The following is a 23630-nucleotide window of genomic DNA, read 5'->3' as shown; positions in this document are numbered from 1 at the left end:
TCAGGCCGCCTGTACGTCGGCGAGCGCCTGCTTGCGCAGGGTCGCCAGGGTCTTGCTCAGGATGCGCGAGACCTGCATCTGGGAAACGTGCAGGTCGGAGGCTATCTCGGTCTGGGTCATGTGCTTGTAGTACCGCATGGTCAGCACCCGGCGCTGGCGTTCGGGCAGGGCGGCGATGAGCGGCCGCACCGTCATGGCGTCCTCGGTGAGCTGATAGCAGGGCTCCTCCGCGCCGAGGGAATCCATCACCGCCGTCGTGCTCGTATCGTCCTCGTGCTGGACGACGGCATCGAGCGAATCGGCGCGATAGGCGTTGCGCGCCACCAAGGCTCGCGTCACGTCGGTGAGTTCGACCTCGAGTTCGGCGGCGATCTCCCGCGCGGTCGGCATGCGGCCCAAGCGCTGGGCGAGGGTCTCGATGGCCGGTCCGATATTGCGCTGTACCTCTTTGGTGTGGCGCGGCACGCGCAGCGCCCAGGTGTGATCGCGGAAATGGCGGCGCACCTCGCCCATGATGGTCGGCACCGCGAAGGACAGGAAGCTGCTGCCTCGGGATACATCGAAGCGGTCCACGGCGAGTACCAGCCCCAAGGTGGCGATCTGGTGCAGGTCGTCGAACTCCTCGCCACGGCCGGTGAAACGGCGCGCGATATGTTCGGCCAGCGGAAGGCACAATTCCAGGATGTGGTCGCGAATCTTCTTGTGTTCCGGATCGTTCGCAGGTGTGGCGGCCAATTTCTCGAACCACGGCTCGATATTGTCGTAGGTGTCCGGCGCGCGATGGGCTCGGCGCTGTCGAGAGTCCGTGATCGGCATGTGCTGCTCCTCGCTCTCGGGAATGGGTCCGACCTCCTACGGGTACCCCGGAACGAGTTACCGAAACGTGACAAGTTCAGATAAATGTCCGAGCTGGCCTGGGCATCGTCGCTCCCAGACATGGCCGAAACCTGCCAGTGTGCGTCTAGGAAGATCCGGCGGTCGCACCGGTGACCAGCATCGACATCACCCAGGCGAAGCCCTGTCCGAGCGTGGTCATCCAGTCGCCCACATTGAACGAACCCATGATCAATTCTCCTGAATCGGATCGAGATCGGCGCGCACCTCGTCGCCCGCGGCGGTGAGATCGCAGGAGTGGTCGTTGCTGCGGTTCGACCCGGTGGAGATGATGACCGCGAACACCTTCTTGCAGTTCTGCTCGCCCATTCCGGCGGTATTGTGCGCGATGGTCGACCCCCGCAGCACGAGCGTCCCCATTCCCGGATTGAACATATCGGTGAGCTGATAGGGCAGCGTATCGAGATAGGCGGGCGCGATGTTGATGCCGCCGCCGCCATCGGAGGCGGTATTGCCGGTGACCACCGTATCGATCAGCACCACCTGCCCGATCCCGCGAATATCGAGACCGCCGCCGCGCCCGGCGAATCCGCCGATCCGATACCACTTGGCGTGCGGGTTCACCACATGGTTGCCGGTGATCCGCGAGCGGGTGAAGACGCAGGTGTTGTCGCAGCGCACGCCGCCCGCCTCACCGGAGGCGTTCGCGGTGACGATGCTGTCGGTCATCCGCATATCGGCCACCGGGATATTGAAGATCCCGCCCCCGTAGTCGGCGGCGTTCCCGGTGACGGTCACGTGGTCGAGCCGCAGCTTGCCGGAGTTGGCGATACCGCCGCCCCCGGTCTCGAACCACGGGATCTCGTGCTGGGCCGCATTGCCGCCGGTGATCGTGAGTCCGCGCAGCGACACCTGCGCGGTGGTCAGCATGACCCGATCGATATGCGCCGCGTCGATCACCGTCAGGTCCTGCCCGGCCCCCTCGATGGTGGTGTCGGCGGTGATATCGAGATCGCCCGTCGTCGGATCGATGAAGGGTCCGTTGGTATTCCACGGATTCGGCGCGATGGTGAGCACGTACCGCCCCTGCGGCACGCGAATGGTGCTCCCCGGCCGTACATTCGCCGCCTGGATAGCCGCCCGCAGCGTGCACTCGCCGCCCGCGGCGCGGCACCGGCCGTCGAAGGGATCCTCGGCGGCGCCGTCCGCGGTGGTCGTCACCGTGAATACCGTTGCCGCCGACCCGGTCTCGCCCGCCGCCGGAATCGGGACGGCCGCCGCCACCCCGAGCAGCCCGACCCAGATGGCGAGTCGCAGTGAACTCTTCATCGGCACAATCACTCTCGATGCGGAACTCGGGTGCGCCGAGCGGCGCGCCAGCCCTTCGGTTCTAACACCGGGCGATCGCCACCGAAGTAGAACGATCGGGATACTGTCAAACGCACAACGCGCTCGTGCAGCGTGCACAGCGCCGATTACGCCATTCTTGATACATTTGTGTCCTGAATTTATCGTGCGGGAACGACGGATGCTCGAAGGGGAGACTGTGACCGAGATGCTGGCCCACGCCGAGGAGTCCGGGAACTCCCTACCCGCGCATCAGGACAACTGCTTCGGCTGCGGTCCCGGCAACGGCTCCGGGCTGGGTATCGCCTTCACCCGTGACGGCGACGAGGTGGTGGGCGAGCTGACCCTCGACCAGCGCCACGAAGGCGCGCCCGGACTCGCCCACGGCGGCGCGGTCTCCGCGGCCTTGGACGAGGCGGCGGGCTCGGCGCTCATTCCGCACGGCCTGGTCGCGGTCACCGCCCAGCTCAATGTCGCCTTCGCCCGGCCGGTTCCGCTCGGCAGGTCGCTGACCGTGCGCGCCCGGCTCGCCCGGCGCGAGGGCCGCAAGCTGTACATCGAGGCCCGCCTCGAGCTCGACGGCCACCTCGCCGCCAGCGCCGAGGTGCTCTTCATCGTCGTCACCGCCGACCACTTCTTCGCCCACGGGGCCAAACCCGGCGACATCCCGGCCCTGGGTATCTGAGGCGCTCGGCTGTGGCCTGCCTCTCGTTTGCCGTCGCGAGTGCGACAAAGCCCACTCGAGCGTTTGCTCGGGGGCCGTTGGGGTAACCGATCTTGCTGTGACTATGCGCGCGAACCTGATGATCGTGGAGGACGACGACAGAGTCCGAACCGCCTTGCGTTTGGCAATGGAGGACGAGGGCTACGACGTCGCCGAGGCGGAGGAGGCAGAAGTAGCGCTGAAGCAGCTGCGGACCAATGGGGCGCCCGACTTCATGATCGTGGATCTGATGCTCGGCGGGATGGATGGATTCACCTGTATTCGCGAGATCCGCCGCGACCACGATGTCCCGATCATCGTGGTCAGCGCACGTGACGACACCCATGACGTGGTCGCGGCGCTGGAGGCGGGCGCGGACGATTTCGTGACGAAACCCTTCGAGGTCAAGGAGATCACCGCGCGCATGCGGGCGGTCGCGCGACGCGCGCGTTTCGCCGAGGTGGCCGCGGCCGAGGACGAGGCCGATCCGGAGCTCGGCACGGTGGTGCTGGACGAACTGGGGGAGGCTCCCTTGGTGCTCTCCACCGAGAGCGGCATCGTGCGCCGCGGCGACGAGGAGATCCATCTCACCCTGACCGAATACCGTTTGCTGTGCGAGCTGGCCGGGTCGCCCGGACGCGTGCTGAGTCGCTCCACCTTGCTCGAGAACGTGTGGGATCGCGGATTCTTCGGTGACGAGCGAATCGTCGACGTCCATATCCGCCGCCTGCGCACCAAGATCGAGCGGGATGCCTCCGACCCGCAGCTCATCGTGACGGTGCGCGGGCTCGGATATCGGCTCGACGTGCAGCGGTGACCGCCGTCGCGGTAGTCCTCGCCCTCGTCTTCGGACTCGCCGTCGGAGCGGGGGTGGGGGCCTGGTCGGCCCGGCGCGCACTCGAACCCGTGGTGGACTCGCTGCGACGCAGTGTCGAGCGGGAACGCCGCCTGGTCGGCGATGTGAGCCACGAACTGCGCACACCCGTCACCACGCTCACCACGAGCGTGGGCGTGCTGGAGCGGTACGAGCAGGACCTGCCGGAGCGGTCGCGGCTGGCGCTGCGACTGGTCGCCGACGAGGTCGATCATCTGCGCCACGTCCTCGACGACATGCTCGCCCTGGCGCGCGTGGAGGCGGGCGTGCACGCGGGCGACGCGGAGCCGCTGTGGCTCGGGGCGCTGCTCACCCACACCCTCACCGGCCGAAGACACGCGCCCGAGTTGCTGACCGTTCGGCAGGACGTCGCGGTCGACGGCCGCAAGCTCGAGTTGGAGCGCGCCTTCGGAAATCTCTTCGAGAACGCCGTCCGGCACGGCGGCGGGATCGTGGAGGTGACATTGCGACGGTCGGGCGATCACGCGGTAATCGTCGTCGACGACGCCGGACCGGGTGTCCCCGCCGCGGATCGGGAGCGCATCTTCGAACGTTTTGCTACCGCGCGCGCGGGCAGGCGCGCGGCGACCGGCACCGGCATCGGATTGGCCCTGGTCACCGAGACCGTCGCGGCCCATGGCGGGCGCGTCGACTGTGACGAACGTCCCGGTGGCGGAGCACGTTTCACGATTCGCCTGCCCATCAGCGAGGACATCTACGGGTAAACCGGTCGTCACACAACGGTAATGAAGTCGACCGGTTCATCGAAAGATTGGTTGGTAACGCTTATATGGTCATGCAGACAACATTCAGCCAATTCCCATCGATCAGCTCGCAGAATGACGTTGAACCGTCCTTCACACTCCGATCGCCAACCGTCGACGACGGCGCGAGTATCTGGCGAATCGCTCGCGATTCCCAGGTGCTGGATACGAATTCGAGCTACGCGTACCTGATGTGGTGTCGGGACTTCGCGGCAACCTCGATCGTCGTCGAAATCGACGGTGTGGTCGCCGGATTCGTCATCGGCTATCGACGTCCACACGCACCGGATGTGCTTTTCGTCTGGCAGGTGGCCGTCGACCACGCCTACCGGGGACGCGGCCTCGGGGTCGCGATGCTCGAGCGCCTTATGAACATCTGTGGCGCACAGGGCGTTTCGACCCTGGAGACCACCATCTCCGATGACAACAAGGCATCTGTCGCGATGTTCGCTTCGTTGGCGCGGCGGCGCGGCGACGTCATCACCGACTATTCCTTGTTCGAAACCACTGATTTTCCGGACCAACACGAGGCCGAGCGCCTGTATCGCATTACGCCGCCGACCACACTGGAGGAAATCCGATGACTACTCTCGAAACCACTATTTTCGATGATCTCGAGTCGAATGTGCGCGGTTACTGCCGTTCCTGGCCGACCGTTTTCGATACGGCCAGCGGAGCGTGGCTGCACGACGAGGGTGGGCGCGATTACCTCGATTTCTTCGCCGGTGCCGGTTCGCTGAATTACGGCCACAACAATCCGATCCTGAAACGCGCGCTCATCGACTACATTTCGCGCGACGGCATCACCCACGGCCTGGACATGTCGACCGTGGCCAAGCGGGAGCTGTTGGAGAGCCTGCGCCGCAATATCCTCGACCCGCGCGATCTGGACTACAAGGTGCAGTTCCCCGGCCCCACCGGCGCGAACGCCGTGGAGGCCGCACTGAAACTCGCTCGCAAGGTCACCGGGCGCACCGAGATCATCAACTTCACCAACGCTTTCCACGGTATGACGCTGGGCGCACTGTCGGTGACCGGCAATGCGAGCAAGCGCGCGGGTGCCGGTGTGCCGTTGGTGCATTCCACCGCCATGCCCTTCGACGGCTACCTCGGCGACTCCGACGGCCTGGACTGGATGGAGCGGGTGCTCGACGACACCTCGTCGGGTCAGGATGTTCCGGCCGCGGTCATCGTGGAGACGGTGCAGGGCGAGGGGGGCGTGAATGTCGCTCGCGCGCAGTGGCTGCGCCGCCTGTCCGAGCTGTGCAAGGCCCGTGGCATCCTGCTCATCGTCGACGATGTGCAGATGGGCTGCGGCCGCACCGGCCCGTTCTTCTCCTTCGAGGTCGCCGGTATCAAGCCCGATATCGTGACGCTGTCGAAGTCGATCAGCGGTTACGGCCTGCCGATGGCGTTGGTGCTCATGAAGCGCGAGCTCGACGTGTGGGCCCCCGGTGAACACAACGGCACCTTCCGCGGCAACAACCCGGCCTTCGTCACCGCCGCCGCCACGCTCGACAACTACTGGTCCGACGGGAACCTCGAGGCGGCCACCATCGTGAAGGGTGAGCGGGTTCGACGCGCGCTCAGCGGTCTGGCCGCCGCGTATGATGGATTGTCCACGCGCGGACGCGGTTTGGTGCAGGGCCTGGTCTTCGAGGATGCCTCCCAGGCGGGCAAGGTCACCCAGATCGCCTTCGAGCACGGCCTGCTGGTGGAGACCTCGGGCGCGGAGGACGAAGTGGTGAAACTGCTGCCGCCGCTGACCATTACGGCCGCCGAGCTGGACCACGGTCTGGAGATCCTGGCCTCCGCCGTCGATGTCGCGTGCTCGGGAAAGGTGAAGTGACATGATCGTTCGCACCACCGAGGAGATCACCGGTACCGAGCGCGATGTCGCGGGTACGGGGTGGCGCAGCAAGCGCATCGTATTGGGCGGTGACGGGGTGGGATTCTCCTTCCACGAGACCACCATCGAGGCGGGCACCACCCACGAATTCCACTACCAGAACCACATCGAGGCGGTCTGGCTGGTCGAGGGCGAGGGCACGCTCACCGATCTCGACAACGGTGTCGCCTACGAGCTGCGCCCGGGTTCGATGTACCTGCTGGACGGTCACGAGAAGCACCGTCTGGAGGTGCGCGAGCAGATGCGCATGATGTGCGTCTTCAATCCGCCCGTCACCGGGCAGGAGGTCCACGACGAGAACGGCGTCTACCCGCTGGTCGCGGTCGCGTCGTAAGGAGAGCAGGGAGTAAGCACGAATGACGTTGTCCGACTTCCGGGTGATCGACAACTACCAGACCCGGACCAGTACGCCGCGCGCGCACTTCGAGCGCACCGATCCCACCGTGTGGGGTCGGGTGGAGTCACCGGAACTGTCGACCTTCGACCGCGACGGCTACTCCGTGATCGATGCCCTGCTGTCCCCGGACGAGGTGGCCGAATTCAGCGCCGAGACGCGGCGTTTGGCCGAGGATCCGGATCTGTGGCTCGATGACCGGCTGATCATCGAGAAGGCCGCGCGGCGAGTGCGTTCGATCTTCGAGGTGCACAAGCTGAGCCCGGCCATCGCCGATCTGGTGCGGCAGACCCGCATCGTCGGCCTGGCCGAGCAGGTGCTGGGGTCGCAGGTGTACCTGCACCAGACCCGGGTGAACTACATGCCCGGCTTCACCGGCACCGGCTTCTACTGGCATTCGGATTTCGAGACCTGGCACGCCGAGGACGGTATGCCCGCACCGCGGGCGGTGAGCCTGTCGATCGCTCTCACCGACAACTACCCGTACAACGGCAGCCTCATGGTCATGCCCGGTTCGCACCGCACCTTCGTCCCCTGTCAGGGCGAGACGCCCGCGGACCACTACCGGGATTCGTTGCGCGAACAGCAGATCGGTGTCCCCACCCAGGAGGACATCACCACACTGGCTCAGGCACATGGTATTTCGCAGTTCACCGGTGCCGCCGGGTCGGCGCTGCTGTTCGACTCCAACCTCATGCACGGCTCGTCGAACAACATCACACCGTTCCCGCGCTCGAACATCTTCCTGGTGTTCAACAGCGTCGACAACGCGCTCGTCGCGCCGTACGCGGCCCCCGAGCCGCGGCCGACCTACATCGCGAACCGGGAATTCGTTCCCGTTCGCTGAGTGGTCGGTGGCGTGACAATGGCGTCGCGCCCGGCACCCGCCCCGTACCAGGTCGTTTGCGGCCGGTCGGGGCGGGCATGCCTGCGGTATGAGCAATCGGAACAGCAATAGAATGTCGCGGCGCATGCGTGGCGTGCGTGGCACGATGAACAAATTCCTGGGCCGGGCCGCCGGTGATCGTCCCCTGGCCGAGAAGGGCCGTCGCGGGCAGGCGAAGTCGGATCTGGGGCGGGCCGCGGAGAAACTGCGGGATGCCTTCCGGCGCTGAGGGATCGCGGATCGTAACGCGTCAGCGGAAGACCCGGGATTCGGTGCGCAGCGGGATGCGGTGCAGGCTCACCTCGACCGCGCCACCCTCGAATTCCCCGCCGAGCTGGACGGTATCGCCGCGATACTGGTAGCGCAGCGTCCAATCACCCACTCGCAGTGTTGATTCGGCGGTGTCGACGACGAGTTCGCGCTGCACGGGTTCCCCGGTCGCGCGAGTGAGGGCCAAGCGCTGCGAGGCCGGGCGGTCGTCGATGGCCAACCGCACCCAGCGCGGTCCCGGGCCCTGGAATTCGTCCACCGCCCAGACACCGTCGAGGGCGGAGAGTCGCTCGGTGTAGTCGCCGTAGGTGCGAATGCCATTGGCCCCCATCACCGCGAGGACGGCCAGCGCCGCCGCGAGGTGAATACCGGTGCCCGCGAGCCGAATCCGTCGGGTGTCGGCGGCGGGTTCGGGCCGGGCGGGCGAATCCCGGTCGAACACGAGCACATCGGCCAGTCGCCGCCACCACGGCAGCGTCACGGCTATCGCCATTCCCAGCATCACCAGGGGCGTGAGCACGACCGGCACGTCGTAGCCGATATTGAGAATGCTCACCTGCGTCAGCGCCACCGCGCACACGAGCGCGCCCACCAGGGTGGTGCGCCGGAAGATCAGCAGCAGGCCGCCCGCCACCTCCACCACCCCGGTGATCACCGTGTACGGCGTGGAGGTCGCCATGAACTTCCACAGCATTCCCGACGGCGACGAGTCACCCAGCGGGACCAGCATGGCCGTGGGCAGGGTGAACGTGATGAACTGCGTCGGAATCACTTTCACCATGCCGAAGGCGATCATGAGGAGGGACAACGCCACCCGGATCACCGGGTGCGCCACCTGGCCGATCGCGGCGAGCCTGCTCCGATTCACCACGCCCACGCTAGCGACGGTGTGTGGAGATGTTGTGCGGCCCATACGGCGAATCTGGGTAGCTGTCCCCGCCCTGTCTCATGGCATCGATCACACCGTGCCCGGTCAGTGGTGCGGCCATGGTGAATGCCGAAGGTTAGCCATGGCACGATCGGATTATGGCTGTCGATTCTCCCGAACTCTGCGCCCGCTCCGACGACGGACGCTCCTTCGTGGTCGCGGACGCGGCCGGTAGCGCCTTCGTCGCCGGTTCGCTCGTCGTGGTGAACGCCGCGGGCAGACGGCAGTTGGCCTTGGTGGAGGAGCGGTCGGAGACGACGCCGGTTCGGCTGCGCGGGCGGCTCATCGGCGAATTGGGCGCCGACGGTATCGACACCCGCGCCAGCCACGCCTTCGAACGCGCCCTGGTGGAGGCGGCCGACGCGCAGACCGTGCAGACGCTGCACGAGACCACCGGGGCCAGGCTCGAGGTGGGCGTGAACCTCACCGCGCCCGGCGGACCCGCGCGGCTGCTGCCCAAGCGCTTCAACCGGCACACCTTCTGGTGTGGACAGAGCGGTTCGGGCAAGACCTACGCGCTCGGCGTGGTGCTGGAACAGCTCATCGCCCATACCGCGCTCCCGGTGGTCATCTTCGACCCCAACTCCGATTTCACGCGGCTCGGCGAATTGCGCCCGGACGCCACCGGGCCCACTGCGGAAGCCTTGCGCGAGCGCGATATTCGCGTGCTGCGCCCCAACGGCGAGCCCGGGGCGCGGCTGCGCGCCCGCCTCATCGGCATGCCGCTGGCCTCCAAGGCGGCCATCCTGCAGATCGACCCCATCGCCGATCGCGAGGAGTTCAACGAACTCATCCATCTGCAGGCCTTCCTGGAGACCGGGGAGATCGACGACATCCTGCCGCGGCTGCGCGACTCCGAGGTGCTGGCCCAGCGCCGCCTGGCCATGCGGGTGGAGAACCTCGGCCTGCCCGGCTGGGAGGTGTGGGCGCGCGGTGACGAGGCGGTCACCGACGTGGTGGCGCGGCGACCCGATGTGACCGTGCTGGACCTGGGCGGATTCTCCACCCCGGAACAGCATCAGGTGGTCGCGCTGTCGCTGCTCGACGATCTGTGGGCCCGGCGCGAGGAGCGCCGCCCGGTGCTGCTGGTCATCGACGAGGCGCACAACCTCGCCTCCCCGCGGCTGGACTCACCCATCGCGGTGGCGGTGCGGGAGCGCCTCATTCAGATCGCCGCCGAGGGTCGCAAGTTCGGTCTGTGGCTGCTGCTGTCCACGCAGCGGCCGTCGAAGGTGCACCCGGGCATCATTTCCCAGTGCGACAATCTCGCGCTCATGAAGATGACCTCGCCGGTGGACCTGGACGAACTGGGCACCTACTTCGGTTATGCCCCGACCGCGCTGTTGGAGCGCTCGCCGTGGTTCCGCCAGGGCGAGGCTTTGTTCGCGGGCGGGTTCGTGCCCGCGCCGTCGTTGGTGAAGGTGCGCGCGCGACTCACCCGTGAAGGTGGCTCGGACGTTGATGTCCCCCTGCGGTAGTTTGTGATGTAACTGACAACTTGCTGAATTCGGGACGGGTACTCGAGCGGTGATTTACGATTCGGGCGCTGGAGCCCGATCGGAATTGTGTGCCTTCGGCGCGAAGAGTCCATGTACAGGGGGAGTGGATCCCATTGCTGCGCATTACATCCGACGACCGGTCCGACGAGCTGCGGCCCCCGACTCTCGGGGGGTTGCTTCGCAAACTCCGCGATGATCGGCGGGTATCGCGGGAACGTCTGGGATTCGCGGCCGGGGTGAGCGCCAGCTATATCACCCACTTGGAGAGCGGGGCGCGCGAGCACCCCACCAAACAGGTGATCGAAGCACTGATCACGTTTCTGGATCGGGTGGAGCCGCTCGCGGAGGCCGAACGGCGACACCTATTCGATTTGGCCGGGCTGCACGACGATACGTTTCCCAGTGTCGAGGAACTGCGCGACGGTATCTCCGACGATATGCGCGACAGTCTCGTGGTCCACGAACCCAATCCCGCGGCGTATGTCGACACGCGGTGGAATGTGTTGGTGTGCAACGATTCCTACGCCGCCGCCTATCCGGGGTTGGTCGAAGACGTGAGCATCCTGCGCTGGTTCTTCGGCAACGAGCTGTCCAAGCGCGTCATGGTCGAATGGGAACGGGAGGCTTCGCTCACCGTCGACTGGCTGCGCGGGCTCATCGGACAATCCGGGGACACCACGTGGGCGGGGGACCTGCTCGAGGAATTGGGCGAGTATCGGGAGTTCCGGGAAATGTGGACCGCGGGCGGCACCACTTATGGACGGGCCGAACCGAGGATGCTGCTGCGCGATAGCGACAGCGGATCGGAATACGCACTCGATGTGCGGTTGTATCGCGTGGATTACGGGCGACACCCCGGCCACGTGCAGTTCTTCCTGGGGATTCGGAACTAGCCTGCACGGGTGCGCACCCGCAGAACGCAGTCCGCCCGTCCCGTTCCCGCGCTCCTGGAACCCGCACCGTGGGCAATTCCGCGCGGACTCATCGTGCTGCTCGCCGCGGCCGGTGCGGTGCTGGCGATTGCCGGAATGAAGCTGACGGCCGATCTGCTCGGGCCCATTTTCCTGGCGCTCATGCTGACCGTCGCGGTCCAGCCCATTCAATCCTGGGCGCGGCGGCGCGGACTGCCCGCCTGGCTCGGCATGGTGGGCGCGGTGCTGGCCGTCGCCGTCATTCTCATCGGCATGATCGGCCTGCTCGCCCTCTCGGTGGCGCAACTCGCCTCCGAATTACCCGGGTACGCGGACGAATTGAACGATCTCGTCGACCGGGTGCGCGATGCGCTGGCCAGCGCCGGAGTGGACGGCCAACAGATTCACAACATGCTCGGCGACGTGAATATGGGCAAACTCGTCGGCTTGCTCGGATCGCTGTTGAGCGGACTGCTCGGCGCGCTCTCCAATCTCGTCTTCGTCCTCGCGCTGGTGCTGTTCATGGCGGTCGACGGTATGACCATCGACCGCAAACTCGAGCTCATTCGGCGGGCGCGCCCCGATATCGCCTACGCGCTCACCACATTCGCCGAGGGCACCCGCAGCTACCTCGTGGTCACCACCGTGTTCGGGCTCATTGTCGCCGTGGTCGACGGCGGAGTGCTGTGGCTCATGGGCGTGCCGCTGCCGGTGCTGTGGGCCCTGCTGTCGTTCATCACCAATTACATTCCGAATATCGGCTTCGTCATCGGCCTGATTCCGCCCGCGCTGTTGGCGTTGCTCCAAGGCGGCCCGATGCTCATGATCTGGGTGATCGTGGTGTACTCGGTCATCAATTTCGTCATCCAGTCGATCATTCAGCCCAAATTCGTCGGAAACGCCGTGGGCCTCAATGTGACCGTGACATTCCTGTCGCTGGTGTTCTGGTCCTGGATCCTGGGCGCGCTCGGCGCGATCCTCGCCGTCCCGCTGACCCTACTGGTGAAAGCCGTTCTCCTGGATATCGATCCGGCCACCCGCTGGGTGAACGTGCTCATCGGCTCCGCGGCCGCCGACGACGAAGAGGACGGCGTCGCCGCCTGATTCGGTCGAGTAGTGCCCGGAAATGCCGTCGACTCGCGCCGACGCGCAATGTGATAGTGGCACTCATGGATTCGGATTCGAGCCTGGCGGACGTGGCGACGGGGGCACAGGGCGGCGTCGCCATAGATCCGGAGGGGGCGCGGGCGCTCACGTCGATGGATCGCGGGACCGTCCTTGTGGAGTGGCGGCTGCGGCCGACGGTGGAACCTACTCGCGTTGTGCGGATTTCGAATGGACGGCCCATGCGTGGGCCCTTCGGCGCGGTGGCGGGCGCGGCGGTCGCGATGGTGGGTGATACGTCGGTCTGCATGCGTGAGTGGCGAGATATCGAGAGGGCGTGGGAATTGCCCGATGAGCTGGTGCCGCGCCGCCGGTATTTGCAGACGGCGGCGTGGTCGCCGGATGGGCGGCTGTTGGCCATTGCCAAGGGTGAGGAGATGGTCGTGGTGGATGTGGGGGCGCGGGTGGTGGTCGGCGATGTGAATGATCTGGAGGACTGTGCGCTGGGGGATTGGAGTGTGCGGCCCGCGTTCTCGCCGGATGGGCGGCTGCTCGCGGTCGGCAATACGATGCAGGGGTTCTGGTGGCAGAGCATGCTCGAGGTCTCCGACGGGCTGCGGCACCGCTACGAGCGGGAGGAACTGCCCGATACCGGGATCTCCGATCTGGTCAGCGCCGTGGCCTTCTCGCCGGATGGGCGGCGTTTCGCCGTCTGGGTGCGGCCCGACCACGGACACACGGGTCCCAACGGTTATCGCGGGATGGCGGTGAGCAGTTGGGCGGAGACGGGAGAACCGTTCTGGCACAGTCATATCGACGATGAGGCGGCCGGTGTGCATGGTGAGTCGTACAGCGCGCCACTGTGTTTCAGTTCCGACGGTGTGTACCTGGCGGTGGGGCTGGACTGCGGCGTGTTGTGGCTGGACGCGGAAACCGGTGTGGCCCTGCGGATGGACGCCACCGAGGGGGAGGTCACCGCGCTGGCCTGTGCGCCACATACCGGACTGGTCGCCGCGACCACCCGGGGGCTGCGGTGTTTGGAATCACCCGTTCGGTGAACTACCGCAACGGGACGGCTACTGTGGGAGTGGCTCATCCCGGAGCAACCGAAGAGGAGAGATCCGTGGAGATTCTGGTCAACACCGGCAAGGACGTGGACAGCAATCAGGAGCTGATCGAGCAGGCGCAGGCCCGCATCGCCGAGGTGTTGGAGCGTTTCAGCGATCGAATCACCCGCGTCGAGGTCTACCTGAACGACGAGAACGCCGACAAGGGCGGGCCCGACGACAAGAAGTGCACCCTCGAGGCGCGACCGGCCGGACAGGGGCCGGTGGTGGTGACGCACAAGGCGGCAACCCTCGAGCAAGCCTATGACGGCGCGGCACGGGAAATGGTGTCGCTGCTGAGCCACAAATTCGGGCGGCAGCGCGACGTCAAGGGCGGGGAATCCATTCGGCATCTGCAAGCCGACTAGGACCGCCGGTATGGCTTCACTTGAGTGAAGCCAGTGATTATGGTCGAGGTATGGACACCGCCTTCGCCCGGCACATGTGGCGCACACTGGAGCCGCTGCACGCCGTGACCTACTTCAGCGCCGAGTGCGTGGCCGACCGGAAAGCCCTTGGGCTGCGCGGGTATTGGATGGGCTACTTCGGTTCCCGCGCGGCCCCGCTGGGCGCGGTCGGCCCCAGCGTCGTCGAGGCGACGTTCTACAACTTCCACCCCGCGATGGTGCGTCGCGCCGTCCCCGACTCCTGGAAGTACGCCGCGCCACAGGACATCGTGGCCGACCGGGCGCGCTCCGCCGCCGCCGTATTGCGCCGCGTCGCCCCCGAGATCGAGGCAATCGCCGACCGGGTCGTACCGGACCTGTACGCCGCCATCGCCGCGGCCTCGACCTCGGGACGACCGCTGTTCGCCGCCAATCGCGATGTGGCACAACCGAACGACGCCGTGGCGGCACTGTGGCAGGCGGCGACGGCGCTGCGCGAACACCGCGGCGACGGACATATCGCCTGCCTGCTCGCCGAGGAGGTCGACGGCTGCGAGGCACATGTGCTGTTCTCCGCCGATACCGGTGCGCCCCCGCACATCTGGCTCGACAATCGCGGATTCGGCCAACAGGACTGGGACGCGGCCCATGCCCGGCTGGTGGCGCGCGGACTGCTCGGCGAGGCGGGCCTCACCGCGGCCGGACGCGCGCTGCGCGAGCGCGTCGAGGCGCGCACCGATTCCCTTGCGATGCAGGCCTATCGGCATCTGCCCGACCCGCGCGGAGTGCTCGACGCCCTCACCCCCGCCGCCAAGACGGTGGCTCGCAGCGGTGAGGTGCCCTTCCCGAATCCGATGGGGGCGCACCCGCTTTAGCTGAACAGCCCGCCCAGACCGCCGCTGCTACCGGCGTGCTGACCGCCGCCGGTACCGCCGATCAACCCACCCGGCGGCAGCTCCGAGGGCTGCACGATGACGAAGCCACGCCCCGAGAACGACAGCGTCGCACCCTCTCCCGTGCTGCGGCCCATCAGACGGCCCAGCCCGAAGGAGTCGTTGCGCTTGATCCCGGTCTGCAGGCTCGACGACCAGGCGACCGCGGCCTGCGGGTCGGCGTAGGTGGGTTGATCCACATTCAGCACCACCGGACTGCCCTCGGTCGTGATGGCGATGCGGCCGCGCCCGGTGAACACGCAGTTGAAGAAACCGGCATTGCTGGCGTAGCCCGCCGCTCCCTGCACCCGCTTGATGCTGTAGCTCAACGTCGAATCGAAGGCCAGCACATTGGATCCGTTGATGGTGAGCCCGTCGGTGCCGTCCAGATCGATGAGGTGCACATCGGAGGCGGCATTGGCGAGGAACAGATCGCCGCGCCCCGACACCTTCATGAGCGGCACGCCCTCACCGGTGAGGTGCTGTTGGATGGCGCGGCCGATACCGCCGGAGCCCAGCGCCTGGAACTTCATATCGCCCTGATAGGCCACCATCGACCCGGCCCGCGCCATGACCTCGCCGTTCACGCCGACCTTGACCATCTTGCTGCCCTGCTTCTGAATGCCGAGGCCGGTGACCTCGGCATGGCTGGCATTGAACAGGTCGCTCTGCATGGGCTGTGCTCCTCGCTGCGGTGCGGGCATGGGGGCGGCGGGGGTGTACGCCGGTGCCGGTGGGGAATAGGACGGAGGTTGCGGTGGCGGCGGGGCGTAGCCGGGTGGCGGCGCGGCCGTGGGCGGCGGTGTGGCGGGCGGCGGGGTCTGCTCGGGCTCGTCGTCGATATTCACGCCGAACGCCGTCGCGATCCCGGCCAAGCCGTTGTCGTAGCCCTGCCCGACCGCGCGAATCTTCCACGCGCCGCCGCGCCGGTAGATCTCCACGCACACCACCGCCGTCTCGGTGGTCAAGCCGCTCATCGGGAAAGTGACGCTCCCCGAAGGCGATTGGATGGTGGCGGTCAGATTCGCGCCGCCGAAGCTGGACGGCCCGCGACCGTCCAGGCTGGCGGTGATCACCACGGTGTCGACATCCGGCGGCACCATCCCGGTGTGCACATCCACCATGTCGCCGTGCCCCTGGCCGTGGCGGTAGGTCACGCCCGGCCCGGCCGGTTGGTTGAAGAAGATGAAGTCCCCGTCCGAGCGCACCTTCCCGTTCGCGCCCAGCAGTAGCGCCGAGACATCGACCGGGGCGGAGCACGCGACGGTGACGGTCATGCGGTCACCGGGCGCGGGACGGTTCTCGCCGCGGGCGAGCGTGGTCATCGGGCACCGCCCTCGACGCGAGGGGGTCGCAGTGGCATGCGAGTCACGGCTTCCAGTTTGTCCTCACTCGGCCCGGCGCGCCAGGAAGCCCACTTCGGCACGGCCAGCCGCGCGACCGGGCGAATCGTGGGTCGACCGGCCGATCCTCTCCGCCGGAGTAGACGTAACCTAAATTAACACCTAACATGCAGGGGTGCTCCGACGACGGTGTCCGGGGCGAGACCAGACGAAGCGAGTACCCCAATGACGCGGCATGTCGACGTACTGATCATCGGCGCGGGCCTGTCCGGTATCGGCATGGCCTGCCATCTGACCAAGGAGGGCACCGGGCGCAGCTATCTCATCCTGGAACGCCGCACCGCCATCGGCGGCACCTGGGATCTGTTCCGCTACCCGGGCATTCGCTCCGATTCGGATATGTACACCTTCGGCTACGGCTTCCGGCCCTGGATGGGCACCAAGGTGCTCGCCGACGGACCCCACATCCGTCAGTACATCGAGGACACCGCCGCCGAATACGGCGTCACCGACCGCATTCGCTTCGGCCGCCGGGTGATGAAGGCGAGCTGGGACAGCGCGGCCGAGGTCTGGACCGTCGAGGCCACCGACGAGCGCACCGGCGAGACCGAGACCTACACCAGCGATTTCCTCGTCGGCTGCACCGGCTACTACGACTACGACAATGGCTATCGGCCCGAATTCCCGGGTGAGGAGAACTTCGGCGGCCAGATCGTGCACCCGCAGCACTGGCCCGAGGATCTCGACTACTCCGGCAAGCGGGTCGTGGTGATCGGCTCCGGCGCGACCGCCATCACCCTGATTCCGGCCATGAGCGGCGACGCCGCGCACGTCACCATGTTGCAGCGCTCGCCCACCTACATCGCCGCGCTGCCCGCCGACGATCCGGTCGCGGTGGGCATGAAATTCGCGAAAGTGCCTGCCGCCCTGGCCTACAAGGCGGGGCGGGCGCGCAATATCGCGCTGCAGCGCGCGAGTTACCAGCTCTCGCGCACCAATCCGAAGCTCTCCCGCAAGCTCATGCTCGCCGCGGTGCGCGCGCAGGTCGGCTCCGGCATCGATATGAAGCACTTCACCCCGAGCTACAACCCCTGGGATCAGCGACTGTGCGTGGTGCCCAACGGTGATCTGTTCCGGGTGCTGCGCAGCGGGCGCGCCTCCATCGTGACCGACCGCATCGCGACCTTCACCGAGACCGGTATCAAGCTCGAGTCCGGCGATGAGATCCCCGCCGACATCGTGGTCAGCGCGACGGGTCTCAGCGTGCAGATGCTCGGCGGCGCGGCCCTGGAGGTGGACGGCGAGACCCTCGCCACGCGAGATCTGGTGGCCTACAAGGGTTCTCTGCTCGGCAATGTCCCCAACGCCATGGTCGTCCTCGGCTACACCAACGCGTCCTGGACCCTCAAGGCCGACCTGGCCGCCGAATACTTCTGCCGCCTGCTGAACCATATGCGCGACAACGGATTCACGAAGGTGGTCGCGGTGCCCGAGGAGGGCGACAAGTCCGAGGCGTCGCTCATGGGCGGCGCGCTGACCTCCGGCTACATCCAGCGCGGTGACGGCGTGATGCCGCGCCAGGGCACCCGGGGCCCGTGGCTGGTCATCAACAACTACTTCCGCGACCGCGCCCTGCTCCGCAAGGGCGCCCTCGAGGACGGCATCCTGCGCTTCACCCGCCGGGCCGTGCGTCAGGGTTCGGCCGAGAAGGTCGAATCCCGCTCCGCCTGAACAGGACCACGGCCGCCATCCGCTCGGCGCGGGTCGATTCCTCGACTGCCGCATCGTCTGCCTCCAGCCGTGGGCTGCCTGCACGGTGTGGCGTCGAGCTGCCGGAATGCCATTCTGGAAAAGAGTTCTTGTTGAGAACATGAATTCGTTCTGCTACTCATATGGTCGACGGGACATCGCTCGGAAGGAACCCCGACCATGCAGATTCGCGACCACGTCGCCCTGGTGACCGGAGCCGCCTCCGGACTCGGTCTGGCCACCGCTCGACGGGTGGTGGCCGACGGCGGACGGGTGGTGCTGTTCGATCTCGAGGACTCCGACGGCGTGCGCATCGCCGAGGAGCTGGGGGATGCCGCGGTCTTCGTACCCGGTGACGTGACCGAGGAGGGGGAGGTGGCGGCCGCGTTCGACGCCGCCGAGGCCCTCGGGGAGCTGCGGGCCGTGGTCAACTGTGCCGGGATCGGTCTGCCGGGGCGGGTTCTCAACGGCGACAATGTGATTCCGCTGCACGCCTCCAGGTCGTGGTGGAGGTGAATCTCGTCGGCACGTTCAATGTGCTGCGCCTCGGCGCGCAGCGGATGGCGCGGCTCGAGCCGATCGGCGGGGAGCGCGGCGTGATCGTGAACACCGCGTCGGTGGCGGCCTTCGACGGGCAGATCGGCCAGGCCGCCTACGCCGCGTCCAAGGCGGCCGTCGCCGGTATGACCCTGCCGCTGGCACGGGATCTGGGGGAGCGGCTGATCCGAGTGGTCACCATTGCACCCGGTATGTTCGATACGCCACTTCTGGCGGCGCTGCCGGAGCCCGCGCGGGAGTCGCTGGCCCAGCAAGTGCCGCATCCGCAACGCCTCGGCGATCCGGACGAATTCGCCGCTCTCGTAGCGCATATCGTGGACAATGCCATGTTGAACGGGGAAGTGATTCGCCTCGACGGCGCGATTCGCATGGCCCCTCGCTGACCAGCCCTCTCAGGCCGCAACTAGCAAGCGTCTAGTTAATTCTCAGTTTGCTTGGGCACGGTGGTCGGGTGCGCCTACCGAAGAACAGAGGAATCATCGTCCTGGCGGTGGCGGCCGCGACCGCGCTGCTGCCGATCGCCGTCGCGGGTCCCGCCGCGGCCGACTCGGTCGCGGCCGTCGCCCCGGCGGGGACGTCCGCGGACGGCTCCAAGATCGTCTCGAGTACCGCGGTATCCGATCGCGACCTGAAGCTGCGGGTGTACTCCGCGGCCATGGACCGCGAGATCGAGGTCGATGTGCAGCGGCCCGCCGACACCTCGCACTCCGCGCCGACGCTGTATCTGCTCAATGGCGCGGGCGGCGGTGAGGACAGTGCCACCTGGACCAAACAGACCGACGCCCTGAACTTCCTGGCCGACAAGAACGTGAATGTCGTCCAGCCCATCGGCGGGCAGTTCAGCTACTACACCGACTGGCGCGCACCGGATCCCAAGCTCGGCGTGAACAAATGGAAGACCTTCCTCACCGAGGAGCTGCCGCCGCTCATCGACAAGGCGCTGAACACCAACGGGCTCAATGCCATTGCCGGACTGTCCATGGCGGGCACCTCGGTGCTGCAACTGCCCATCGCCGCGCCCGGGCTGTACAGATCGGTGGCCGCCTACAGCGGGTGCGCGCAGATCAGCGATCCCGTGGGCTACGACTTCGTGAACACGGTGGTCGCCGCGGGCGGCGGGGACACCGTGAACATGTACGGCCCCAAGGGCGATCCCATGTGGGCGGAGAACGATCCGTACGTGCACGCCGATCAGCTGCGCGGGCTGAATCTGTTCATCTCCAGCGGGTCCGGCCTGCCGGGGCAGTACGACACCTTGAACGGACCGCACACCCTGCCCGGTGCGGGCGGACTGGCCAACCAGGTGCTGCTGGGCGGCGGACTCGAGGCGGCCACCTCCATGTGCAGCCACAATCTGCAGGCCAAGCTGAACCAGCTGGGAATTCCGGCCACCTACGATTTCACGCCGTCCGGCACGCACTCGTGGGGTTACTGGGAGGACGCGCTCAAGCAGTCCTGGCCGGTGCTCGCGGCCGGGCTCGGGCTGCCCGCCTGAGCGAAAACCCGCTCAGCCCAACAGTTTCAGCAGTGCCCGGCGCAGCGCCTTCGAGGAATCGGCCTCGGAGGCGCTGCGGCGTTCCATGAGATGGTGGCGGAACGGCCAGGACGCCAGCACCTCGACCAGGTCCAGGAGTTCGGTGTCGAGGTCGCCGGCGCGGGTGAGCTCGGGGGCGAAGACGCGCGCCAGGCCGTCGCGAATGCGCTGATCGGTCAGGCGCATGCGGTCGTCCACCGCCGCGACGGTGCCCGATTCGAGCAGACCGAGCATGCGGGGATTGCGCTGGATCGCGAAGACGGCCGCGCTCTGGCGCACCACCGCCTCGATTCTCTCGTCGAGGGGCGCGTCCGGGTCGACGGTCGCGATGAGCTCCTCGACCCGTCGTGACTGCGCGTCCGTGGCCGCGACGAGCAGGTCGTCTCGGGTCGGGAAGTGCACGAAGATGCTGCGCTCGGAGACGCCCGCGCGCTGGGCGAGGGTCTTGGTCGTCGGAGCGAAGTCACCGTCGTGCACCGCGTCCAACAGGGCCGCGATGATGGCGTTCCGGGTCTGTTCCGGGTCGCGACGACGCCGGGTTGTGGCTGACACGGATCCGAGTATATTGCAGTCACACTGCAATAGCTAGTAGAGTGATGGCTACTGATCAGCTATCGAACGTTCGGCTCTTGCGCAACCCATACGACAAGGAGAGCAACGATGGTCGACGAAGTCCGCGACGAGGCCGAGAACCACCGCGGGGCCGGGCGCTTCACATTTTCCCGGCGCGGGGTGATCGGCGCGGGGGCCGCCGCGCTGGCGGCGGTGGGCGTCGGATCCGCGCTCACCGGCTGCGCCGACGACGACCAGGCCACCGATGCCGAGCAGACCACCAAGACCGCCGTCGATCCCAGCGGCAAGATCGTCGATCAGCAGCGGGCGGCGCAGTCCTCGCTGCCGTTCTCCGATACCGCCGACTTCGCCGATACCGATCGCGGGTTCCTCGCCAAACTGGAACCCGATACGGTCAAGGACGCCGATGGAAAAGTAGTGTGGGACAACGAGTCCTACGGCTTCCTCCAGGGCAGCTGCCCGAATTCGGTGCACCCGAGCCTGTGGCGGCAGAGCCAACTCGTGGTCAAGCAGGGGCTCTACGAGGTCGTTCCCGGCATCTACCAGATTCGCGGTCTGGACCTGTCGAATATGACGATCATCGAGGGCGACACCGGCGTGGTAGTCATCGATCCGCTCATTTCGGTGGAGACCGCCAAGGCCGGGCTCGAGCTGTACCGGTCCAAGCGTGGCAATCGACCGGTTACCGGCATGATCTACACGCACTCGCATGTCGACCACTTCGGTGGCGCGATGGGCGTGACCACGGTCGAGGACGTGAACTCGGGTCGCGTACCGGTGCTCGCGCCGCAGGGCTTCCTGGAACACGCCGTCGCCGAGAACATCTACGCGGGAACCGCCATGACGCGGCGCTCGGCCTATATGTACGGCGCGGCGCTGCCGCGCGGTGACAAGGGACAGGTCGGCGCGGGCCTGGGCATGACCACCTCGCTCGGAACGGTCAGCCTCATCGCGCCGACCAAGGACATCACCCGGACCGGGCAGGAGGAAGTGATCGATGGCGTGAAGATCGTCTTCCAGATCACGCCGGGCACCGAGGCCCCCTCGGAGATGAACTTCTACTTCCCCGACCATCGGGCGCTGTGTATGGCCGAGAACGCGACGCACACCCTGCACAACATCGTGACGCTGCGCGGCGCGGTGGTGCGCGACGCCCACGTCTGGGCCAAGTACCTGACCGAGACCATCAATATGTTCGGCAACAAGTCCGATGTCGCCTTCGCCTCGCACCACTGGCCCGCCTGGGGCACCGACAAGATCGTGGAATGGCTGGGGCTGCAACGGGATACGTACGGTTACCTGCATGACCAGACGCTGCGCCTGCTGAACCAGGGGTATGTCGGCACCGAGATCGCGGAGATGATCCAGATGCCGCCCGCCATCCAGGCCAAGTGGTACAACCACGGCTACTACGGGTCGGTCAGCCATGACGTGAAGGCCATCTACCAGCGCTACATGGGCTGGTTCGACGGCAATCCGGCGCACCTGTGGGAGCATCCGCCGGTCGATTCCGGCAAGCGGCACGTCGAGGCCATGGGTGGCGCGGACGGAGTGTTGAAGACCGCGCGCAAGGCGTACTCCGACGGCGACTACCGGTGGGCGGTGCAGGTCCTGAACTACCTGATCTTCGCCGATCCGAACAACCAGCAGGCGAAGATGTTGCAGGCCAGCGCATTCGAGCAGCTGGGGTACGGGTCGGAGAACGCGACCTGGCGCAACTTCTACCTGTCCGGGGCCTACGAGCTGCGCAATGGCTCGTTCGGTACACCGACCAAGGCGAATTCGGCGAGCCTGATCGCCGCGCTCACCGTGGAGCAGGTGTTCGATTCGGTCGCGCTGCTCATCAACGGGCCCAAGGCGTGGGATATGAAGATGGTTACCGACTGGGTGATCACCGACGAGAACCGTACGCACCGAGTGGATCTGCACAATGGCGTGCTGGTGCACTACGACAAGATTCCGGGGGAGCCGGATTCCGGCCCGGCCGATGCCACCTTCACACTGTCGCGGCCGACGCTCATCGGGGTGCTCGCGGGCGGCAAGGACATCGCCGATGCCGTGAAATCGGGCGCGGTACGGGTGTCGGGCGATCCGAGCAAGGTGAAGCAGCTCAAAGAGGTGCTGGACAAGCCGGATCCGAACTTCGCCATCGTCACGCCCTGACCTGTTCAGGGCTCGCCCGGCGCCCCGTTGCCCTCCGGCGGCGGGGCGCCGGGCGTGGTGAGGGCCTCGGCGCCGTAGCGCTGCTGGGCTCGCATGACGATGGCGTCCAGGCGAGCGTGGTGCGCGCCCTTCCAATAGGCCTGCCCACAGTCGGCGCATTGGGCGAAGGTGTCGTAGCAGTGCTCGGTGCCGTCGGGGACCATGTGCCGCACCGCTTCTCGGTCGACCGCGCGCAGCATGCCGTTGCACGCGGTGCAGCGGGTCCAGGGGCGTAGCGGGGGAGCGAAGCGCGAGAGCACGTCGTCGAGTTGGTCGGCCGGGCGATGGCTGTAGATATAGGCCCCGGCGTAGATTTCGCGGCGGCGCAGCAGACCTCGGTCGCGCGACAAGAGGATGCGCGCTTCGGCGGCCGAACGGGTGGCCAGGGCGGCATCGCCGATATCCGGATTCTCGTAGGCGGCGTCGATACCGAGCAGGCGCAGTCGGCGCGCGAGGGTGCCGAGATGGATGTCGAGCAGGAATCGCGGTGCGTCCGGGAGGGTTTGGGGCCGCGCGACCGCGCCGACGGTGATGGTCTCGCCCGCGGCGGGAATGTGCGAGGGCGCGACCGGACGGGCGTCGACCAGCAGCGCACCCACCTCGGTGAGCGGCACGCCGAGCGATTCCACCAGGTGGCCCAGGGTCGAGACACCGTCGACGCGCACCGCGCCGGGGCCGACACGGCGCGCCGCCGCCACGAAAAGTCGCAGCTCGGGAGCGAACTCGATGGTGATCTCGGCGGTGCCCACGCCGTCAGCATGCCAGTGCGGTCGGGTCGAGGCCACCGCATAAGGGACGGTCGGACGAAAAGGGCGGCCCCGCAT

23 protein-coding genes and 1 pseudogene are annotated in these 23630 nt (G+C 67.0%); 18 read left to right on the top strand and 6 right to left on the bottom strand.

Translation table 11 applies throughout. From position 1 onward, the window contains the following. Both ACIBH2_RS32050 and ACIBH2_RS32045 read right to left on the bottom strand, forming a co-directional pair. Positions 1–816, bottom strand: a complete 816-nt coding sequence (locus tag ACIBH2_RS32050) for an RNA polymerase sigma factor SigF (protein ID WP_397124409.1) — start codon at positions 814–816, stop codon at positions 1–3. Positions 817–1065: 249 nt separating this feature from the next. Beyond that, on the bottom strand, positions 1066–2163 hold the full coding sequence (locus ACIBH2_RS32045) for a CSLREA domain-containing protein (RefSeq protein WP_397124407.1): 1098 nt from the start codon (positions 2161–2163) through the stop codon (positions 1066–1068). 226 nt (positions 2164–2389) lie between these two features. On the opposite strand from ACIBH2_RS32045, the gene ACIBH2_RS32040 reads away from it, so the two are divergent. The 8 genes from ACIBH2_RS32040 to ACIBH2_RS32005 all read left to right on the top strand — a co-directional run bounded on the left by ACIBH2_RS32040 (position 2390) and on the right by ACIBH2_RS32005 (position 7940). Next, positions 2390–2866, top strand: coding sequence for a PaaI family thioesterase (locus tag ACIBH2_RS32040; RefSeq protein WP_397124697.1), 477 nt, complete (start codon positions 2390–2392; stop codon positions 2864–2866). 103 nt (positions 2867–2969) lie between these two features. Then, positions 2970–3701 carry a response regulator transcription factor gene (locus ACIBH2_RS32035; RefSeq protein ID WP_397124695.1) on the top strand — a complete coding sequence of 244 codons (732 nt, stop codon included), beginning with the start codon at positions 2970–2972 and terminating at the stop codon, positions 3699–3701. Next, positions 3698–4483, top strand: a complete 786-nt coding sequence (locus ACIBH2_RS32030; RefSeq protein ID WP_397124405.1) for a sensor histidine kinase — start codon at positions 3698–3700, stop codon at positions 4481–4483. The genes ACIBH2_RS32035 and ACIBH2_RS32030 overlap by 4 nt, the downstream gene beginning before the upstream one ends. Positions 4484–4548: 65 nt before the next feature. After that, positions 4549–5106: a diaminobutyrate acetyltransferase gene (gene ectA, locus ACIBH2_RS32025; RefSeq protein WP_397124403.1), complete on the top strand. Its 558-nt coding sequence runs from the start codon at positions 4549–4551 to the stop codon at positions 5104–5106. After that, positions 5103–6371, top strand: a complete 1269-nt coding sequence (gene ectB, locus ACIBH2_RS32020) for a diaminobutyrate--2-oxoglutarate transaminase (protein ID WP_397124401.1) — start codon at positions 5103–5105, stop codon at positions 6369–6371. The genes ectA and ectB overlap by 4 nt, the downstream gene beginning before the upstream one ends. A 1-nt stretch (position 6372) precedes the next feature. Further along, on the top strand, positions 6373–6765 hold the full coding sequence (locus ACIBH2_RS32015) for an ectoine synthase (protein WP_397124399.1): 393 nt from the start codon (positions 6373–6375) through the stop codon (positions 6763–6765). A 22-nt stretch (positions 6766–6787) separates the two neighbouring features. Continuing rightward, entirely contained in the window at positions 6788–7672 is an 885-nt protein-coding gene (gene thpD / locus ACIBH2_RS32010; protein ID WP_397124397.1) for an ectoine hydroxylase, read from the top strand. A gap of 124 nt (positions 7673–7796) precedes the next feature. Continuing rightward, positions 7797–7940 carry a CsbD family protein gene (locus ACIBH2_RS32005; RefSeq protein ID WP_397124395.1) on the top strand — a complete coding sequence of 48 codons (144 nt, stop codon included), beginning with the start codon at positions 7797–7799 and terminating at the stop codon, positions 7938–7940. A gap of 21 nt (positions 7941–7961) precedes the next feature. Here ACIBH2_RS32005 and ACIBH2_RS32000 read toward each other — a convergent pair whose 3' ends face one another. Then, positions 7962–8849, bottom strand: coding sequence for a hypothetical protein (locus ACIBH2_RS32000; protein WP_397124393.1), 888 nt, complete (start codon positions 8847–8849; stop codon positions 7962–7964). A 158-nt stretch (positions 8850–9007) separates the two neighbouring features. On the opposite strand from ACIBH2_RS32000, the gene ACIBH2_RS31995 reads away from it, so the two are divergent. The 6 genes from ACIBH2_RS31995 (at position 9008) to ACIBH2_RS31970 (ending at position 14790) form a co-directional block, all read left to right on the top strand. Continuing rightward, a complete protein-coding gene (locus ACIBH2_RS31995; RefSeq protein WP_397124391.1) occupies positions 9008–10387 on the top strand; it encodes an ATP-binding protein in 1380 nt (459 codons plus the stop codon). Positions 10388–10581: 194 nt separating this feature from the next. Then, positions 10582–11301, top strand: a complete 720-nt coding sequence (locus ACIBH2_RS31990) for a helix-turn-helix domain-containing protein (protein WP_397124389.1) — start codon at positions 10582–10584, stop codon at positions 11299–11301. A 9-nt stretch (positions 11302–11310) separates the two neighbouring features. Further along, positions 11311–12423 (top strand): AI-2E family transporter, encoded by a 1113-nt coding sequence (locus tag ACIBH2_RS31985; RefSeq protein ID WP_397124387.1) that lies wholly within the window; start codon positions 11311–11313, stop codon positions 12421–12423. Positions 12424–12488: 65 nt separating this feature from the next. Beyond that, positions 12489–13481 carry a WD40 repeat domain-containing protein gene (locus tag ACIBH2_RS31980; RefSeq protein WP_397124386.1) on the top strand — a complete coding sequence of 331 codons (993 nt, stop codon included), beginning with the start codon at positions 12489–12491 and terminating at the stop codon, positions 13479–13481. 65 nt (positions 13482–13546) lie between these two features. Further along, the gene (locus ACIBH2_RS31975) at positions 13547–13897 is read left to right on the top strand and encodes an HPF/RaiA family ribosome-associated protein (protein ID WP_397124384.1); all 351 of its coding nucleotides are present in this window, start codon (positions 13547–13549) and stop codon (positions 13895–13897) included. Positions 13898–13947: 50 nt separating this feature from the next. Then, positions 13948–14790: a hypothetical protein gene (locus tag ACIBH2_RS31970; protein WP_397124382.1), complete on the top strand. Its 843-nt coding sequence runs from the start codon at positions 13948–13950 to the stop codon at positions 14788–14790. Here the strand turns inward: ACIBH2_RS31970 and ACIBH2_RS31965 are convergent. Continuing rightward, positions 14787–16172 carry an AIM24 family protein gene (locus ACIBH2_RS31965; protein ID WP_397124380.1) on the bottom strand — a complete coding sequence of 462 codons (1386 nt, stop codon included), beginning with the start codon at positions 16170–16172 and terminating at the stop codon, positions 14787–14789. The genes ACIBH2_RS31970 and ACIBH2_RS31965 overlap by 4 nt on opposite strands. A gap of 243 nt (positions 16173–16415) precedes the next feature. Between ACIBH2_RS31965 and ACIBH2_RS31960 the strand changes: the two genes are divergently transcribed. The 3 genes and pseudogenes from ACIBH2_RS31960 to ACIBH2_RS31950 all read left to right on the top strand — a co-directional run bounded on the left by ACIBH2_RS31960 (position 16416) and on the right by ACIBH2_RS31950 (position 19992). Next, on the top strand, positions 16416–17921 hold the full coding sequence (locus ACIBH2_RS31960) for a flavin-containing monooxygenase (protein WP_397124378.1): 1506 nt from the start codon (positions 16416–16418) through the stop codon (positions 17919–17921). Between the two features lie 198 nt (positions 17922–18119). Continuing rightward, positions 18120–18880 (top strand): annotated as a pseudogene (locus ACIBH2_RS31955) (SDR family NAD(P)-dependent oxidoreductase). A 68-nt stretch (positions 18881–18948) separates the two neighbouring features. Next, a complete protein-coding gene (locus ACIBH2_RS31950) occupies positions 18949–19992 on the top strand; it encodes an alpha/beta hydrolase (RefSeq protein ID WP_397124376.1) in 1044 nt (347 codons plus the stop codon). 12 nt (positions 19993–20004) lie between these two features. Here the strand turns inward: ACIBH2_RS31950 and ACIBH2_RS31945 are convergent, their stop codons facing one another. Further along, positions 20005–20583 carry a TetR/AcrR family transcriptional regulator gene (locus ACIBH2_RS31945; RefSeq protein ID WP_397124374.1) on the bottom strand — a complete coding sequence of 193 codons (579 nt, stop codon included), beginning with the start codon at positions 20581–20583 and terminating at the stop codon, positions 20005–20007. Between the two features lie 108 nt (positions 20584–20691). On the opposite strand from ACIBH2_RS31945, the gene ACIBH2_RS31940 reads away from it, so the two are divergent. Next, complete coding sequence (locus ACIBH2_RS31940) at positions 20692–22767, top strand: alkyl/aryl-sulfatase (RefSeq protein WP_397124372.1); 2076 nt, start codon at positions 20692–20694, stop codon at positions 22765–22767. Between the two features lie 5 nt (positions 22768–22772). Here ACIBH2_RS31940 and ACIBH2_RS31935 read toward each other — a convergent pair whose 3' ends face one another. Continuing rightward, positions 22773–23555: a Mut7-C RNAse domain-containing protein gene (locus ACIBH2_RS31935; protein ID WP_397124370.1), complete on the bottom strand. Its 783-nt coding sequence runs from the start codon at positions 23553–23555 to the stop codon at positions 22773–22775. Positions 23556–23630 lie beyond the last annotated feature (75 nt).

It is taken from the genome of Nocardia sp. NPDC050406, from assembly GCF_044459025.1.
GTDB lineage: Bacteria > Actinomycetota > Actinomycetes > Mycobacteriales > Mycobacteriaceae > Nocardia.
The sequence above is the reverse complement of the archived record's forward strand: the minus strand, read 5'-3'. Positions and strand labels throughout refer to the sequence as shown.

Excerpts from the sequence above, each read along its gene's own strand:
- ACIBH2_RS32040 (WP_397124697.1), top strand. The coding sequence starts at position 2,390 with ATGCTGGCCCACGCCGAGGAGTCCGGGAACTCCCTACCCGCGCATCAG.
- ACIBH2_RS32005 (WP_397124395.1), top strand. The coding sequence starts at position 7,797 with ATGCGTGGCGTGCGTGGCACGATGAACAAATTCCTGGGCCGGGCCGCC.
- ACIBH2_RS32050 (WP_397124409.1), bottom strand. The coding sequence starts at position 816 with ATGCCGATCACGGACTCTCGACAGCGCCGAGCCCATCGCGCGCCGGAC.
- ACIBH2_RS31970 (WP_397124382.1), top strand. The coding sequence starts at position 13,948 with ATGGACACCGCCTTCGCCCGGCACATGTGGCGCACACTGGAGCCGCTG.
- ACIBH2_RS31960 (WP_397124378.1), top strand. The coding sequence starts at position 16,416 with ATGACGCGGCATGTCGACGTACTGATCATCGGCGCGGGCCTGTCCGGT.
- ectB (WP_397124401.1), top strand. The coding sequence starts at position 5,103 with ATGACTACTCTCGAAACCACTATTTTCGATGATCTCGAGTCGAATGTG.
- ectA (WP_397124403.1), top strand. The coding sequence starts at position 4,549 with ATGGTCATGCAGACAACATTCAGCCAATTCCCATCGATCAGCTCGCAG.
- ACIBH2_RS32015 (WP_397124399.1), top strand. The coding sequence starts at position 6,373 with ATGATCGTTCGCACCACCGAGGAGATCACCGGTACCGAGCGCGATGTC.
- ACIBH2_RS31980 (WP_397124386.1), top strand. The coding sequence starts at position 12,489 with ATGGATTCGGATTCGAGCCTGGCGGACGTGGCGACGGGGGCACAGGGC.
- ACIBH2_RS31995 (WP_397124391.1), top strand. The coding sequence starts at position 9,008 with ATGGCTGTCGATTCTCCCGAACTCTGCGCCCGCTCCGACGACGGACGC.
- thpD (WP_397124397.1), top strand. The coding sequence starts at position 6,788 with ATGACGTTGTCCGACTTCCGGGTGATCGACAACTACCAGACCCGGACC.
- ACIBH2_RS32045 (WP_397124407.1), bottom strand. The coding sequence starts at position 2,163 with ATGAAGAGTTCACTGCGACTCGCCATCTGGGTCGGGCTGCTCGGGGTG.
- ACIBH2_RS31940 (WP_397124372.1), top strand. The coding sequence starts at position 20,692 with ATGGTCGACGAAGTCCGCGACGAGGCCGAGAACCACCGCGGGGCCGGG.
- ACIBH2_RS31965 (WP_397124380.1), bottom strand. The coding sequence starts at position 16,172 with ATGACCACGCTCGCCCGCGGCGAGAACCGTCCCGCGCCCGGTGACCGC.
- ACIBH2_RS32035 (WP_397124695.1), top strand. The coding sequence starts at position 2,970 with ATGCGCGCGAACCTGATGATCGTGGAGGACGACGACAGAGTCCGAACC.